13 protein-coding genes and 1 pseudogene are annotated in these 15164 nt (G+C 72.7%); 3 read left to right on the top strand and 11 right to left on the bottom strand.

What is annotated here, in order from left to right; genetic code table 11:
- The first annotated feature begins 7 nt into the window (after positions 1-7).
- The gene (locus BEK98_RS34485; RefSeq protein ID WP_094220656.1) at positions 8-382 is read left to right on the top strand and encodes an SgcJ/EcaC family oxidoreductase; all 375 of its coding nucleotides are present in this window, start codon (positions 8-10) and stop codon (positions 380-382) included.
- A gap of 35 nt (positions 383-417) precedes the next feature.
- On the opposite strand, the gene BEK98_RS34480 is transcribed toward BEK98_RS34485, so the two are convergent.
- From BEK98_RS34480 to BEK98_RS34455, 7 genes are all read right to left on the bottom strand, one after another.
- Complete coding sequence (locus tag BEK98_RS34480) at positions 418-2184, bottom strand: ABC transporter ATP-binding protein (protein ID WP_094220655.1); 1767 nt, start codon at positions 2182-2184, stop codon at positions 418-420.
- Positions 2181-2348 carry a hypothetical protein gene (locus BEK98_RS49195; protein WP_167444325.1) on the bottom strand — a complete coding sequence of 56 codons (168 nt, stop codon included), beginning with the start codon at positions 2346-2348 and terminating at the stop codon, positions 2181-2183. The genes BEK98_RS34480 and BEK98_RS49195 overlap by 4 nt, the downstream gene beginning before the upstream one ends.
- On the bottom strand, positions 2345-4063 hold the full coding sequence (locus tag BEK98_RS34475; RefSeq protein WP_094220654.1) for an ABC transporter ATP-binding protein: 1719 nt from the start codon (positions 4061-4063) through the stop codon (positions 2345-2347). Before BEK98_RS34475 ends, BEK98_RS49195 begins: the two co-directional genes overlap by 4 nt.
- Before the next feature lie 109 nt (positions 4064-4172).
- Complete coding sequence (locus tag BEK98_RS34470) at positions 4173-4808, bottom strand: response regulator (protein WP_094220653.1); 636 nt, start codon at positions 4806-4808, stop codon at positions 4173-4175.
- Positions 4798-6051: a sensor histidine kinase gene (locus tag BEK98_RS34465; protein ID WP_094220652.1), complete on the bottom strand. Its 1254-nt coding sequence runs from the start codon at positions 6049-6051 to the stop codon at positions 4798-4800. Before BEK98_RS34465 ends, BEK98_RS34470 begins: the two co-directional genes overlap by 11 nt.
- A 26-nt stretch (positions 6052-6077) precedes the next feature.
- The gene (locus BEK98_RS34460; RefSeq protein ID WP_094220651.1) at positions 6078-6812 is read right to left on the bottom strand and encodes an ABC transporter permease; all 735 of its coding nucleotides are present in this window, start codon (positions 6810-6812) and stop codon (positions 6078-6080) included.
- Positions 6809-7717, bottom strand: coding sequence for an ABC transporter ATP-binding protein (locus tag BEK98_RS34455; RefSeq protein ID WP_244202104.1), 909 nt, complete (start codon positions 7715-7717; stop codon positions 6809-6811). The genes BEK98_RS34460 and BEK98_RS34455 overlap by 4 nt, the downstream gene beginning before the upstream one ends.
- Positions 7718-7934: 217 nt before the next feature.
- Between BEK98_RS34455 and BEK98_RS34450 the strand changes: the two genes are divergently transcribed.
- Both BEK98_RS34450 and BEK98_RS34445 read left to right on the top strand, forming a co-directional pair.
- Positions 7935-9743 (top strand): ABC transporter ATP-binding protein, encoded by a 1809-nt coding sequence (locus BEK98_RS34450; RefSeq protein ID WP_094220689.1) that lies wholly within the window; start codon positions 7935-7937, stop codon positions 9741-9743.
- Positions 9740-11599, top strand: coding sequence for an ABC transporter ATP-binding protein (locus tag BEK98_RS34445; protein ID WP_094220649.1), 1860 nt, complete (start codon positions 9740-9742; stop codon positions 11597-11599). The genes BEK98_RS34450 and BEK98_RS34445 overlap by 4 nt, the downstream gene beginning before the upstream one ends.
- 3 nt (positions 11600-11602) lie before the next feature.
- Here the strand turns inward: BEK98_RS34445 and BEK98_RS34440 are convergent, their stop codons facing one another.
- The 4 genes and pseudogenes from BEK98_RS34440 to BEK98_RS34425 all read right to left on the bottom strand — a co-directional run bounded on the left by BEK98_RS34440 (position 11603) and on the right by BEK98_RS34425 (position 15163).
- Entirely contained in the window at positions 11603-12358 is a 756-nt protein-coding gene (locus tag BEK98_RS34440; RefSeq protein ID WP_094220648.1) for a choice-of-anchor D domain-containing protein, read from the bottom strand.
- Between the two features lie 137 nt (positions 12359-12495).
- Positions 12496-13743 carry a glycosyltransferase family 39 protein gene (locus tag BEK98_RS34435; protein WP_094220647.1) on the bottom strand — a complete coding sequence of 416 codons (1248 nt, stop codon included), beginning with the start codon at positions 13741-13743 and terminating at the stop codon, positions 12496-12498.
- A 23-nt stretch (positions 13744-13766) separates the two neighbouring features.
- Positions 13767-14510 (bottom strand): annotated as a pseudogene (locus BEK98_RS34430) (dolichyl-phosphate beta-glucosyltransferase); the annotation flags it as partial.
- 122 nt (positions 14511-14632) lie between these two features.
- On the bottom strand, positions 14633-15163 hold the full coding sequence (locus tag BEK98_RS34425; protein WP_094220646.1) for a hypothetical protein: 531 nt from the start codon (positions 15161-15163) through the stop codon (positions 14633-14635).
- Between the last annotated feature and the right edge of the window lies 1 nt (position 15164).

The raw sequence follows: 15164 nt of genomic DNA, 5'->3' as shown, positions 1-15164 counted from the left end.
GAGAACCATGACGCACACCAAGACCGATACCGAAGCGATCCTGCACAGCGTCCTCGACCGGTGGAAAGCGGGCGTCGACCACCATGAGCCGCAGCGGGTCGCCGCCCTCTTCACCGAGGACGCGATCTTCCAGGGGCTGCACCCCTACAGCGTCGGACCGCAGGGCGTCGCCGACTACTACGCGTCCCAACCCCTGGGCCTGTCGGCCGAGTACCGCGTCCAGGAGAGCCGGCGCCTTACCGACGACCTCGTACTCGGCTACCTGAAGGTCGACTTCTCCTTCACCGACCGTCCCACGCTGACCGTCAGCCTCTGCGTCCTGCTGAAGCGGTCGGACGACGACTGGCGCATCGACCACTACCAGGTCTCCCGCCTCGAGTAGCGCCCGATCCGCCGGCGTGATCCGCCGGACAGGCCCTAGTCCTCGGCGGGCGCGTCCCCGTGCCAGGTTCGCCACAGGGCCGCGTAGGCCCCGTTCGCGGCCACCAGTTCCTCGTGGGTGCCCAGCTCTGTCAGGAGGCCGTCCTCCATCACCGCCACCCGGTCCGCGTCGTGGGCCGTGTGGAGGCGGTGGGCGATGGCGATGACCGTGCGGGACTCCAGGACCGCGGCCAGGGCGCGTTCGGTGTGGCGGGCCGTGGTGGGGTCCAGCAGGGCGGTGGCCTCGTCGAGGATGAGGGTGTGCGGGTCGGCCAGCACGACCCGGGCCAGGGCGAGTTGCTGGGCCTGGGAGCCGTCGGTGGGGTGGCCGTTCGGGCCCAGCGGGCTGTCGAGGGCGGAGGGCAGGGCGCGGACCCAGTCGTCGGCGCCCACCGCCGTCAGCGCCGCCCACAGGTCGGCGTCGGTGGCCGTGGGTTCGGCGATCAGGAGGTTGTCGCGGACCGTGCCGAGGAACACGTGGTGTTCCTGGGTGACCAGGACGACCTGACGGCGCAGGCGTTCCGGTTCCAGGGACGCGATCGGTACGCCGCCGACCGTCACCGTGCCCGCCCTCGGGGTGTCGATGCCCGCCAGCAGCCTGCTGAGGGTGGTCTTGCCGGCGCCCGACGGGCCCACCACGGCGAGGCGTTCGCCGGGGCGTACCGTCAGGTCCACCCCGCGCAGCACCTCACCGCCGCGCTCGTACGCGTACCGCACCCCGCGCACGTCGATCCGGTCGTCCGCCGGCTCCGGAGAGCCGTCCTCCGCCTCCGCCCGGGGCGCCTGCGCCAGCCCCTCCACCCGCGCGAACGAGGCACCGCTGCTCTGCAGTTGCTCCACCCGCATCAGGATCTGGTCCAGCGGCTCGGTGAACTGCCGCAGATACAGCGCCGCGGCCACCACCGCCCCGACGCCCACCGCGCCCCGCTCGTGCAGCCATCCGCCGAGCAGCAGCACCCCCACCACCGGGACGCTGTACGTCACCTCGACCGCGGGGAAGAACACCGTGCGCAGGTGGAGGGTGTAGAAGCGGGTGCGGCGGGACTTCTCCAGCGTGTCCCGGCTCGCCGTGATCCGCCGCCGCCGGAGCCGGAACGCCTCGACCGTCCGCGCCCCGGCCGCGGTCGCCGCCACGATCTCGGCGACCTCCGAGGTGGCCGCGCCCTCGGCGAGGTAACCGTCCCGCGCCCGGCGCAGATACCAGCGCAGCGCCAGCCAGATCGGGGTCAGACCCAGCACGCCGAACAGCCCCAGCACCGGGTCGAGCGCGAACACCGCACCGAGCACGAACAGCGCCTGCACGGTGCACACCAGCAGCTCCGGTCCGACGTCCCGCAGCGTGGTGCCGACGGTCGCCACGTCGGCCGTACCGCGCGCGGTCAGGTCGCCGGTGCCGGCCCGCTCCACCGTCGACGCGGGCAGCGCCAGCACCCGGTCGACGTACTCCTCGCGCACCCGGGCCAGCGTCCGCTCCCCGAACCGGTGCCCCACGTACCGCGCCCAGCGCGCCAGCAGCAGCTGGGCCAGCGAGCAGACCAGGATCCACAGCGCCAGCCGGTCCACCGCCCCGACCCCGTGTCCCGCCCGCACCTCGTCGATGATCCGCCCGACCAGCCACGGCCCGGCGAGCCCCGCCCCGGCCGACAACGCGTTGAGCACCAACGCGGCGGCGAACGCCCGCCGATCGGCCAGCACCAGCCGCCCGGTCGCCCGCCGCACCCCGGCCCGGTCGGCGACCGGCAGCAGTCCCGTGTCGCTGGTCACCGTGCGGCCTCCTCGAACGCCCGCCCGGCGGTGCGTGGCAGCCGCCCGGCCGTCGCCCGCAGCAACCCGGCACCGTCGAGCAGCCGTCCGTCGGCCCGTGACGGTCGTCCCGTCGGCCGCACCCCGGCCCGGTCCGCGACCGGCAGCAGTCCCGTGTCCGTCACCGTACGGCCTCCTCGGCAGTGTCATCGGCGTCTCGTGCCACCAGCGCCCGATAGCCGGGCTCTTCCACGAGCAGCCGTCGATGCGGGCCGCTCGCCGTCACCTTGCCGTCGGTCAGGAACAGCACCGTGTCGGCGCGGTCCAGTACCAGCGGCGAGGTGCTCACCACCACCGTCGTACGGCCCTCCCGGGCCTCCCGCAGCCGCTCGGCGACCGTGGACTCCGTGTGGGCGTCCAGCGCCGAGGTCGGCTCGACGGCGAGCAGTACCTCGGGGTCCGCCAGCAGCGCCCGCACCAGCCGGACGCGCTGCCGCTGCCCGCCGGAGAGGCTTCGCCCCTGCCCGGTCACCGCCGAGTCCAGCCCGTCCGGCAGACCTCGTACGACATCCTCGGCGGCGGCCGCGTACACCGCCCGGCGCAGCGCGGCCTCCTCGGCCGGGTGCTCGGCGGCAACGACCTCCCTCAGCGGTCCGGCGAACAGGTCCGCCTCGTTGTCCGCGACCAGGATCCGGGCCCGCACGTCGGCGAGCGGGACGGCGTCGAGCCGTACCCCGCCCCAGGTGGCCTCGGTGGGGCCGTACCGGCCCAGGCGGTCGACCACGGCGGCGGCCTCCGCGGGGCGGACGGCGGCCAGCGCGACCAGCCGGCCCGGCGCCACCCGCACCCCGGACGCCGGATCGCACAGCTCGGCCGGCCCGTCCGGTGCGGCCAGGGTGCCCGTGTCCGGCTCCGGCTCAAGGCGCAGCAGCCGTACGACCCGGCGCGCGGCCACCACGCCCCGGTTCAGTTCGTAGGCCATCTGCACGAAGAACGCCACCGGCCCGATCAGCACCGCCACATAGCCGTAGACCGCCACCAACTCGCCGACGCTGATGGACTTCTCGGCCGCCAGCCGGGCCGCCAGCCAGGTCACCACGGCCAGGAACAGCGTGGGCAGGCCGACCCCGAGCGCCTGCACCCAGCTGGCCACCGCGCCCACCCGGTAGCCCTGCGCGCGCAGCCGCTGCGAGTCCTTCCGGAAGGCGTCCGAGAACAGCCCCTTGCCGCCCAGGCCGTTGAGGACGCGCAGCCCGCCCGCGAGGTCTCCGATGCGCGCCGCCAGCACGCCCTGCCGCTCCCGGTACTCGCTCTCCGCGCCCTGGAGCCGCAGCGTCAGCGGCCCGGTGAGCAGCGCGATCACCGGCACCCCGAGCAGCACCACGGCGGCGAGCGGCGCCGAGATGGCCAGCAGCAGCCCGGCCACGACGATGTACACCACGATCGAGCCCACCCCGGGCCCGACCACCGTCAGCGCCTGCGCGAGGGTCGCCACGTCGCCGACCCCGATGGTGACGACCTCCCCGGCCCCGGCCCGGCGCGGCAGCACCGCCCCCAGCCGGGTCGCGTGGCCGACGACCAGCTTGACCGTACGGAAGTTGGCGTCCATCCGCACCCGGGTCATCGTGCGGTGCCGCATGATGCTCAGCCAGGCGTTCAGCGCCCCGACCCCGAACATCACGGCGGTCCACCAGCCGAGCACGTCCAACCGCCCCGGCACCAGCCCGTCGTCCACGGCCCGCGCCATCATGTACGGCTGCGCCGCCATCAGCACCATCCACGTACTGCCCAGCAACGCCCCGGCCAGCGACCGCACCGGCTGACGCAGCACCAGCCACCACAGGTAGTGCCAGCCGCCACGGGTGTCGGGCGTGCCTGGATCCTCGTACGCGTCGATCATCCGTCCCCCGTTCCGCTCGACGTTCACCGGGACAGCGGCCCTGACCGGAGACGTCGAACGTACTCAGCGTAAGGATGGTTGCTCCATCGAATAAACCGGGCCCGAGGCGTCAGCCGAGGATCCCCCGGTCGTACGCCACCGCCACCGCGGCCGCCCGGTCCTTCACGCCCAACTTGGCGTACAGGTGGGTGAGATGGGTCTTCACGGTGGCCTCGCTGATGAACAGTTCGCGGGCGATCTCGCGGTTGGACGTGCCCTTGGCGACCAGGGCCAGCACCTCGCGCTCGCGGGCCGACAGGGGATCGTTGCCGGGGGTGCGGACGGCGTGGACCAGGCGGGAGGCGACGGCCGGGGAGAGCACCGTACGGCCCTGAGCGGCGGCCCGGACCGCGGTGAACAGCTCGTCGCGCGGGGCGTCCTTGAGGAGGTAGCCGGTGGCGCCCGCCTCGATCGCCGGGAGGGTGTCGGAGTCCGTGTCGTACGTCGTCAGCACCAGGACCTTGGCACGGGCGCCGCGCCGGGTCAGTTCGGCGATCGCCTCGACTCCGCCGCCGCCCGGCATCCGCAGGTCCATGAGGATGACGTCCGGGTCCAGGGTGGCGGCCCGTTCGACGGCCTCGACGCCGCCCGCGGCCTCGCCGAGCACGGTGAAGCCCGGCGCGGACTCGAACATGCCGCGCAGGCCGTCGCGTACGACGGGATGGTCGTCGACGATCAGCAGAGTGATACCCGGGTCACTGTTCATGGCGGACCAACGGTACGCGGGCCGACAGCGCCGTGCCGTGGCCGGGCTCGGACTCCACCGTGAGGGAACCAGCGATGCGTTCGGCACGGGCCCGCATGCCGTCGAGGCCGAAGCCGCCGGAACGGGTGCGTTCGCGGACGGCGAGCGGGTCGAAGCCGCGGCCGTCGTCCCGGATGTCCAGGATGACCTCGTCGCCCAGGAAGGACAGGGTGACGCCGGCCCGGGTGGCGCGCGCGTGCCGGGACGTGTTGGACAGCGCCTCCTGGGCTATGCGCAGCAGCGTGGCCGAAACCTCCTCGTGCAGCTGCTCCGCGGTGCCCGTGACCGTGAACTCGGCGCGCACGCCCACGCGTTCGCCCCATTCGGCGACGGTCTTCTTCAGGGCCTGCGGCAGCCCGTCGTGCTCCAGCGCCACCGGGGCCAGGTTGTGCACCGAGCGGCGGGCCTCGCCGAGGCTGTGCCGGGCGAGCGCGGAGGCGCGTTCGAGGTGGGTGCGGGCGACGTCCAGGTCGGGTGCGTTCGCGACGACCTGGAGCTGGGCGATGATGCCGGTCAGCCCCTGGGCGAGGGTGTCGTGGATCTCCGCGGCAAGCCGGCGGCGCTCGTCGGCGACCCCGGCCTCCCGTGCCTGGACGAGGAGTTGGGCGTGCAGGGCGGCGTTCTCGTCGAGGGCCTGCTGCAACGCCGTGTTGGTCCGCTCGAGTTCGGAGATGGTCTCGGCCTGGACGCGGGCGCGTTCGCCCTCGGTGGCGGCCAGCCGGTCGAAGACGGCGACGAGGACGAGGGTGATCACCAGAATCGCCCCGAAGAGCAGCCACTGCGTCCCCCCGCGCGGAGGCAGCCCACCGGACTGCGCACCGGCCATGGTGGCGGCGGTGGCGCACAGTCCGACCTTCGCCAGCGGACGCGGCAGCATCCGACGGGCGCTGTAGCCGGTGAACGCGTAGAAGCAGAAGAACGGGTTGATCCAGGTGAGGGCGAAGGCGATGACCCAGCGGGCCGCGTAGTAGCAGATGCTCGTGGCGGACGGCCGGGACGGTACGTCGGCGACGGCCCCCCACCACACCTGCAGCGCCAGCCCGGCGGCGACCAGGCCACCGGCCGCGTACCAGTCGCCCCGCCCCATGCCGACCATGCCCGCGGTCGGCACCGAGAGGAGCGCGCCCACCAGCAACAACAGATACGGCCCGCGGTGGTTGACCGCCGCCCACCGGCGCTCGACCCCCGCCACGTCCTGGTCCATGGGCCAAGTCTCGGGCACCTGGGTGCTCACTCCCAGCGGAACCAGCGGCCCGCCGCGCCCGTGAGCAGCAGGATCCACACCGAAAGGACGCCCAGGTGGGTCCAGCCCGGCCAGTGCCCGGCGGCCGCCTGGTTCAGGGCCTGTGCCGCCGCACCGAAGGGCGTGCAGCCGACGATCCGGGCCAGCACGTCGGGCATGGCCTGGACCGGCAGCCACACGCCGGCGCAGAACATGGCCGGGAAGAACACCGCGGAGCCGATGGCGCCGGCGATCTTCGTCGTCCGGGACAGCGCGGAGATCACCGCGCCGAGCGCGAGCGCCACCAGCACGGCCAGGACGAGGGCGAGCGCGTATCCGAAGGGCTGCTCCGGCAGTCGTACGTCGAAGCCGAGCCGGCCCACCGCGAGGGACAGGAGCGCCGATCCCAGGGCGGCTCCGCCGTACACCACCATCTGCGCGGACAGCAGGGCGGCCGGCCGGACGGGAGTGGTGGCCATCCGGCGCAGGATGCCGCGCTCGCGGTAGCCGGTGAGGGTCTGGGGCATCGACTGAAGGCCGCCGACGATCAGACCGAGCAGCACGGCCACCGGCACGTAGACGTCGATGGTCCGCAGACCGCCCAAGGAGTCGTCGGGCCGCCGGAACGACGGGATCGAACCCAGGATCACCAGCAGCAGGGTGGGGAAGAGCAGGATCCAGAAGATGCCGCCGGGTTCGCGGCGGAAGAGGCGGATCTCGGTGCGCAGTACGGCGGTGTTCATACCGCTTCCTCCTTGGTCAGGTCGAGGAAGGCGTCGTCCAGGGTGGCGTCGGTGACCCGCAGCTGGTGCGCGGTGACGTGGTGGCGGGCGAGCAGGGAGATGACGGCGTTCACGGTCTCGTCGGTGCCGGTGAGGGTGATCCGGCCGTCCCGGTGCTCGACCGAGGCGAGCGCGGGCAGCGCGTACAGGTCCGGCTCGGCCAGCGGCGCCGACGGGGTGAAGGAGACTACGGTGGCGCCCGCCGAGCGCCGGATGAGACCGGTCGGGGTGTCCAGCGCGGCCACTTGACCCTTGTCGATGACCGCGATGCGGTCGCAGAGCCGCTGCGCCTCCTCCATGAAGTGCGTGACGAGGAGGACGGTGACCCCGCTCGTGCGGACGTCCTCGATGAGATGCCAGGTGTCACGGCGGGCACGCGGATCGAGGCCGGTGGTCAGCTCGTCCAGGACGACGATCCGCGGATCGCCGATCAGCGCCAGCGCGATGAACAACCGCTGCTGCTGGCCTCCGGAGAGCCTGGCGAACCGGCTGTCCAGCTTCGGGGTCAGGCCCAGCCGTTCGGCCAGCGGCCGCCAGTCCGCCGGGCGCGGGTAGAAGGCGGCGTACAGCTCCAGCGCCTCCCGCACGGTGAGCTTGGGCTGGAGTTCGCTCTGCTGGAGCTGCGCGCCGAGGACCCTCGCCACCTGCTCCTGGTCGGCGACGGGATCCAGGCCGGCGACCCGGACTCGCCCGGCGTCGGGGACCCGCAGCCCCTCGACGCACTCGACGGTGGTGGTCTTGCCGGCGCCGTTGGGGCCGAGGATGCCGAAGATCTCGCCTTCCTCGACGGCGAACGAGACGCCGTCCACGGCGGCCCGGCCGCCGTAGGACTTGCGCAGATCGGTGACTTCGATGACGGGTGCCATGGATCGAGGATCCCGGGCGGGCGGGGTACGGCACATCGGCCATCGCGCTCGAAGCGGCATCAGCCGATCGGTTGATGGCGGGCTACGACTCCCGGTGCACGGCTCCTCGACTCCCTGGTACGACTCCTCGAACGCCCAGGTCGTAGGACCAGCGGCGGACGCGGGTCCGGCCAAAACTCGGTGGGCGATGTCAGTGCGGATCCGTAGGCTCGCGATGATGCCCACGACACGTGCAACCACCGAGGACCGCTCCGCCGTACGCACCCTTCTGCGGCTGTGGCCGTACGTCCGCCCCGTGCGGGCCCGGCTGTTCACGGCCGCGTTCGTCGCGATCGTCGCCTCCTGTACCGGACTGGTGATCCCGCTCGTCCTGAAGTGGATGGTCGACGGGCCGGTCGCCGACCGGGACCCGGCCGGGGTGTGGCTCGGCGCGCTGTACCTGTTCCTGCTCGGCATCGCCGAGGCCGTCCTGTTCGGCATACGGCGCTTGCTGGTGGCCCGTCCGCTGTCGCACGTCGAGGCGGAGATGCGGGCGGGTCTGTACCGGCGTCTGCAGCGGCTGCCCGTGTCCTTCCACGACCGCTGGGCGTCCGGCCAGTTGCTCTCCCGGGGCACCACCGACCTGATGCTGCTGCGCATGTTCCTCGCCTTCCCGCTGACCTTCCTGCTGGTCAACGGGGTGACGATCTTCGTCGGTGTGGTGATCATGCTGATGCAGGACTGGGTGCTCGGGCTGGTCATCCTCGGTCCGGCCGTCCCGGTGATGTGGACCTGCGTGGTCTTCGAGCGGCGCTACGCCGAGGTGGCGCGGCGCGCCCAGGACCAGGTCGGGGACCTGACCACGGTGGTCGAGGAGAGCGTGCTCGGCATCCGCATCATCAAGGGCTTCGGCCGGCACCGCAGCCAGGCACGAGCGTTCCGGGAGCTGTCGGGCACCCTGCGCGGCACGGAGCTGCGCAAGGCGCGGCTGCTCGCGACCATCTGGGGCGTCATCGTGACGCTTCCCGAGGTGGCGATCGGGGCGGCGCTGGTGCTGGGCGCCCTGCGGGTGGCCGACGGTCAGCTGTCCGCGGGCACGCTGGTCGCCTTTCTGAGTACGGCACTCGCCCTTCGGTGGCCGGTGGACTCCATCGGGTTCCTGCTGGCGATGAGTCAGGAGGCGGCGACGGCGACCGAGCGGTACTTCGAGGTGATGGACGAGGAGCCGGAAAGCACCGGCGTGGTCACGGAGCAGCGGGCCGGCACCGAAAAGGTACGTGGACTGCGCTTCGAGAACGTCCGGTTCCGCTACCCCGACGCCCCGCCCGACTCCGCGCCCCTCCTCGACCGTATCGACCTCCACGTGCGCCCCGGCGAGTCCATGGCCCTCGTGGGAGCCACCGGCAGCGGAAAGACGACCCTGACCGCGCTCATCCCCCGCCTCCACGAGCTGACCTCCGGCCACATCACCCTGGACGGCGTCGACATCGCCGCGATGCCCCGCGAGGAGCTGCGCGCCAAGGTCGCCGTCGCCTTCGAGGAACCCACCCTGTTCTCGGCGAGCGTCGGCGAGAACGTGCTCATGGGAGCCGCGGACGGCGCGGGAGAGGCGGACCTCGACCGCGCCCTCGCCGTGGCGCAGGCCGAGTTCGCGCACGCGCTGCCGCAGGGCACCGCCACCCAGGTCGGCGAACAGGGCCTGAGCCTGTCCGGCGGCCAGCGCCAACGCCTCGCGCTGGCCCGCGCGGTCGTCGGCCGGCCGGACTTCCTCGTGCTGGACGACCCGCTGTCCGCCCTGGACGTGCACACGGAGGCCGCCGTGGAGGCCGCGCTGCGGCACGTCCTGGCGGACACCACCGCGCTGATCGTGGCCCACCGCCCGTCCACGGTGCTGCTCGCCGACCGGGTCGCCCTGCTGTCGGGCGGCCGGATCGCCGCCGTCGGCACCCACCAGGAACTGCTGCGCACCAACGCCGAGTACGCGCACCTGATGTCCGGCGAAGAAGGCGAACCAGGCGAAGAAAGGGATCGAGGGGACCACCGATGACCACCACCACGACCGCCGCCCCCACCACGGACGACGACGAACGGCCCCGCCCCCAGGACACCGGCGGCGACCCCTTCGACCAGGACGTCCTGCCCACCCCGCCCGGCGCCACGGCCTCCCTCCTGCGCTCGCTGCTCGCGCCCCTGCGGGCCCGGGTCGCCCTCACCACCGTCCTCCTGCTGCTCCAGCAGGCGGCGGTGCAGGCGGGCCCGCTGCTGGTGGCGTACGCCCTCGACACCGCCGTACCGGCGCTCCGGGACCACGACCACGGTCCGCTGATCGCGGTCGCCGTCGCCTATCTGCTGTGCGCGCTGGTCTCCGGCGGGCTGCAGTTCGCGTTCATCGAGGCCTCCGCCCGGGTGAGCCAGGACGTGCTGCTGGACCTGCGCGGCCGGATCTTCCGGCACGCGCAGGCGCTGAGCGTCGACTTCCACGAGCGGTACACCTCGGGCCGGCTGATCTCCCGCTCCACGACGGACGTCGAGTCACTGCGCGAACTCCTCAACGAGGGGCTCCAGGAGCTGGTGACCGTCATCCTCTCCTTCGTCTATATCTCGGCGATGCTGCTGTGGCTGGATCTCGGCCTCGGCGCGGTCGCGGTGGCCTCCTTCGTGCCGCTGTACCTGCTCGTACGGATCTACCAGCGGCGCGCGGGACGGGTGTACCGGATCCGGTCCACGGCGATCGCGGTGGTGATCGTGAAGTTCGTGGAGACGATGAACGGCATCCGCCCGGTGCGCGCCTTCCGGCGCGAGGCGGCGAACGACGCCGAGTTCGCCGTACTCAACAAGCGGCACGAGCGGACCAACGGGGACGCGCTGCTGGAGATGGCCCGGTACGTGGTCGGCTCCCGGCTGGTGGCCAACACGGCGGTCGCGGCGATCGTGCTGTGGGGCGCCTACCGGGTGGCGTCCGGTTCGCTGGCGCTGGGTGTGCTGGCGGCCGCGGTGCTGTACCTGCGGCGGCTGTACGACCCGATCGACCGGCTCGGCATGTTCCTGAACTCCTACCAGTCGGCGGCCGCCTCCCTGGAGAAGATCGCCGGGCTGCTGGCGCAGACGCCGTCCGTGCCGGAGCCGTCGGCGCCCCGTGAACTCCCGCCACTGAAGTCCGAGTTCCCCGGCCGTGAGGTCGTCTTCGACGGCGTCCGCTTCGCCTACCGCACCGGCGGCGAGGTACTGCCCCGCTTCGACCTGACCCTCCCCGCCGGGCAGACCGTCGCCGTCGTCGGCTCCACGGGCGCGGGCAAGTCGACCCTGGCCAAGCTGCTCGCCCGCTTCTACGACCCCTCCGACGGCCGGGTCCTGCTGGACGGCGTCGACCTGCGCGAACTGGCCATGCCGGAACTGCGCCGCGGGGTGGTCATGGTGACGCAGGAGGCCTTCCTGTTCTCCGGCACGGTCGCGGACAACATCGCGATCGGCCGGCCCGACGCCACCCGCGAGGAGATCGAGCAGGCCGCGAAGGCGATCGGCGCGCACGAGTTCATCAGCGCACTGCCCGACGGCTACGACACCGACGTACGCAAACGCGGCGGCCGCATCTCGGCCGGCCAGCGCCAACTGGTCTCCTTCGCCCGGGCGTTGCTCGCCGACCCGGCGGTCCTGATCCTGGACGAGGCGACCAGTTCCCTGGACATCCCGGGTGAACGAGCCGTCCAGCGAGCGATGTCGACGGTGCTGCGCGGCCGCACCGCGGTGGTGATCGCACACCGCCTCTCCACCGTGGAGATCGCCGACCGGGTCCTGGTCATGGAACACGGCCGCATCGTCGAGGACGGGGGACCGGACGAACTGATCGCGGGCACGGGCAGGTTCGCGGACCTGCACCGGGCGTGGCGGGACAGTCTGGCGTAGCGCTCAGTGTCGGGTGACCCGGGTGATCGCAGTGGCCGTGTTGTTGTTCGGGTTGGGGTCGGCCTGATCGTTGACGGTGGCCGTGGCGGTGATGGTGGTCGGCCTGGTGGGAGCCGTGACCGTCAGCTCAAGGGGGAACGACCTACCCGCGGCAAGTGTGTTGCCGATCGGCCACCGCACATGGCGCGGGTTCTGGCCCTGGACGTCCAGGGTGACGAACGTGCTGATGTCGGTGTGGCCGGGACCGTTGTTGGTGATGGTCACGGTGTAGGTGTAGGTGCTGTCGACGCGTACCGCCGCCGGGGCGTCCACCGTGATCGTCGGATCGCCGTCCTCCGCGTCCCACTCACCGAACAAAGACGCACTGAGGGACTGTGTGTCGGTCCGGACCCGCAGTGTTCCCGGCCGGAGTCCGCTGGTGCCGCTCGGCGAGAAGGTCACGCTCAGCGTGCAGGTCTGGCCTGCCGCCAGGACCAGACCGACGGTGCAGGTGCCTCCGCTGACCGAGTACTGGCCGTCGATCTCGGTCGAGACGAAGGTGGCGTCCGGGCCTGCGTGGTTGACCAGGACGAACACGTGTGTGGCCCCAGGTTCGATCACTCCCTGCTTGACCCCGAAGTTCGCGGAGGTCGGGATCAGTTCGAGCTGAGGCTGGGCGCGGCGGGTGGCAGCCTGCGGCAGGACAGCCTGATGAGGCCCAGGGGCGGCGTTTCCGTTCGTCGCCGTACCGGCGAGGGCGAGGACCGCCAGAGCGGCCACGGCTCATACTCGGGCGGGTCGGCACAGCGAAGCGAGTCTGTTGGTCATGCCGCCGATGGAACACGTGTCGTCACCGCGCCCGGCCATTGGCACGAGCGGCTCGGCTCACCATCATGCGGAAGGCTCAATGATCAGACCTACGGCACCCCGAGTTCGAACAACGCGTACCCCGCGTACGAGCCGGAGGCCAGGGCCGCGAGGCCGAGCACCGCGCACTGGACGCGCAGGCTGACGCGGCGCATGGCGACGGCCAGGGGGATGAACAGGGGGAAGCAGGGCAGCAGATAGCGGGAGACGTTGGCGAAGATCTGCTGGCTGCCGAGGACCAGGGCGAGGGTGAGGACCGTGTGGATCACCAGGACAGCCGGGGGGCGCAGCCGCAGGAGGAGGGGGAGGAGGGCGAAGGCCAGCAGGACGACCCCGACGCCGATGACGTCCGCGAAGGGCCAGGCGAACAGGTACGTGAAGTGGCCCACCGGTACGGACGTCAGCACGTCGAAGGTCTGCTTGCCGTAGTCGAAGCTGTGCGCCCACGCGCCCGACTGGAGCTTGAAGTAGCCGCCGTAGTCGCCCATCCGGTGGCCCACCCAGCCGAGGTAGCCGAGCAGGCCGAGCGGGGCCAGGGCCATGGCGAGCAGCGGGCGCAGGACGCCGTCGCGGCGGTCGCGCAGGGCGAGGAGCGCGGCGACGGCGAGCGCGGCGATCAGGGCCGCGGCCGTGGGGCGGTTGAGGCCGGCCGCGAAGGTGAGGACGCCCGCGGTGAGCCAGCGGCGGGTCATGACCGCGTAGCAGACCCAGGCGGCGAGGGCGACGTAGAGGGAGTCGGAGTAGACGGCCCACTCCACACCGGAGCCGGGCCAGACCGCCCAGAGCCCGGCCGCCGCGAGACCGGCCCGTCGGCCGCCGAACCACTCGGCGACGGCGTAGACGCCGAGGGCGGCCACGAACGAGGCGAGGATCGAGACCAGGAGCCCTGCGCCGTACGGGCCCAGGCCGGTGACCGCCGAGGTCAGCCGCATCAGCGCCGGGTAGAGCGGGAAGAACGCCGCCGAGTTGCCCTCCAGCGTGATCAGGCCGGTGGCGCCGGGGACATGGACGAGCTTCGGGTCGTAGCCGTGCACGGCGATCTGCTGGTACCACCAGCCGTCCCAGGTGGCCAGGACGTCCCAGGCGTGCGCCCCGCCGCCGAAGCGGGGGTGCTTGGTGCGGAAGTCACCGGCCGAGTCCAGCAGGTACATGAAGGAGCAGAAGCCGAGCAGTTTGAGGGCGCCGTAGAAGGCGAGGACCGGGCCGTGGTGACGGGCGGCGGCGCGCAGGCGCTCGCGGAGCGGGAGCGGCTGTTCAGGGGCCGGGGCGGGTATGTGGTGCAGGGTCGTCGTGGTCATGCGGCGCTCGATCCCGTACGACGGCCGCGGGTACGCGCGCGGCGCATCCGGGCGATCCCGCGCAGGTCGGCCAGCGCGGTGGCGAGGATGTCGACCCGGCTGTCGGGGTCGTCCACCCAGTCCACCGGCACCTCGTGGATCCTGAGCCCCGCCCGCTCGGCGAGCACCAGCAGCTCGGTGTCGAAGAACCACTCCCCGTCCCGCACCAGCGGCAGCAGCCGCTCGGCGACATCGCGCCGTACCGCCTTGAACCCGCACTGCGCGTCGGAGAAGCCGACGGAGAGCGTGCAGCGCAGCAGGGCGTTGTAGCAGCGGGAGATGACCTCCCGCTTCGGGCCGCGCACCACCCGGGCGCCGGGCGCGAGGCGGGTGCCGATGGCCAGGTCGGAGTGGCCCGAGATGAGCGGCGCGACCAGCGGCAGCAGCGCCGCGAGCCCGGTGGACAGGTCCACGTCGGTGTACGCCAGCACGGGCGCCCGCGAACCCGACCAGGCCGCGCGCAGCGCCCGTCCCCGCCCCTTCTCGGGCAGCCGTATGCACTCCACCTCGGCCAGCTCGTCCGCGAGCCGGGTCGCGATGCGCGGGGTGCCGTCGGTGCTGGCGTTGTCGGCGACGGTGATCCGGAACGGGTAGGGGAACGTGTCCCGCAGGTGCGCGTGCAGCCGCCGGACGTTCGGCTCCAGGTCCTGCTCCTCGTTGAACACCGGCACGGCCAGGTCCAGTACGGGCTCCTCGTGACGGTTCGGCAGCGGGGCGCGCCGGGGCAGGGGAGTCCTCGCCGGTGTCGCCCGACGCGGGCGGAGATTTATCACGTAAGTCCCTTGTGTTCTCGGATGCGAGGCGCGCCGAAGGAAGGCGCGACGGTGAAGTGACGCAGGAGGGCGCCGCGTTATCCGGTCGGGCTGGCCACCTGGGAGGGGGCGTCCGACGAGTCGGCCGGCGGGCTTGCGGTGTCCGTGGGCGGCGGCGCGGTCTCCGTGTCCCGGAACGTGGGGGTGGAGGTGGCCGTGTCGGTGGGGGTCGGGTCGGAGGCCGGGTCGGAACTGTCCGACGACGCGGGCGGTACGGAGGTCTCCATGGTCCCGCCCGGGTCCGGTGCCCCCGTGGTCGCGGTCGAACTGGGCGGCGGGCTCGGCGAGTCGTCCGGCGAGGGGGACGTGCTCGGGGTGGGCGCCGGGCTGAGGGCGGGCCGCGGGTGGGGTGCGCTGGGCCGGTCCGTGGTCGGTGCGTGCGGCCACAGGAACAGACCGAGGCCGAGCCCGGCGACCGCCAGGACGGACCCGGCGGCCCGGCGGACCGCTCGCACCCGGCGCCGGGTGCGCACGCCCGTGTACAGCCGGTCCTGGTGCCTGGCCTCGAAGGGGCTGTGTTCCTGGGTGCTGTGCATCAGCTGCGTCAGCTGCCGCTCGAAGTGATCCATG

It is taken from the genome of Streptomyces diastatochromogenes, from assembly GCF_002242805.1.
Classification (GTDB): domain Bacteria; phylum Actinomycetota; class Actinomycetes; order Streptomycetales; family Streptomycetaceae; genus Streptomyces; species Streptomyces diastatochromogenes.
The sequence above is the reverse complement of the archived record's forward strand: the minus strand, read 5'-3'. Positions and strand labels throughout refer to the sequence as shown.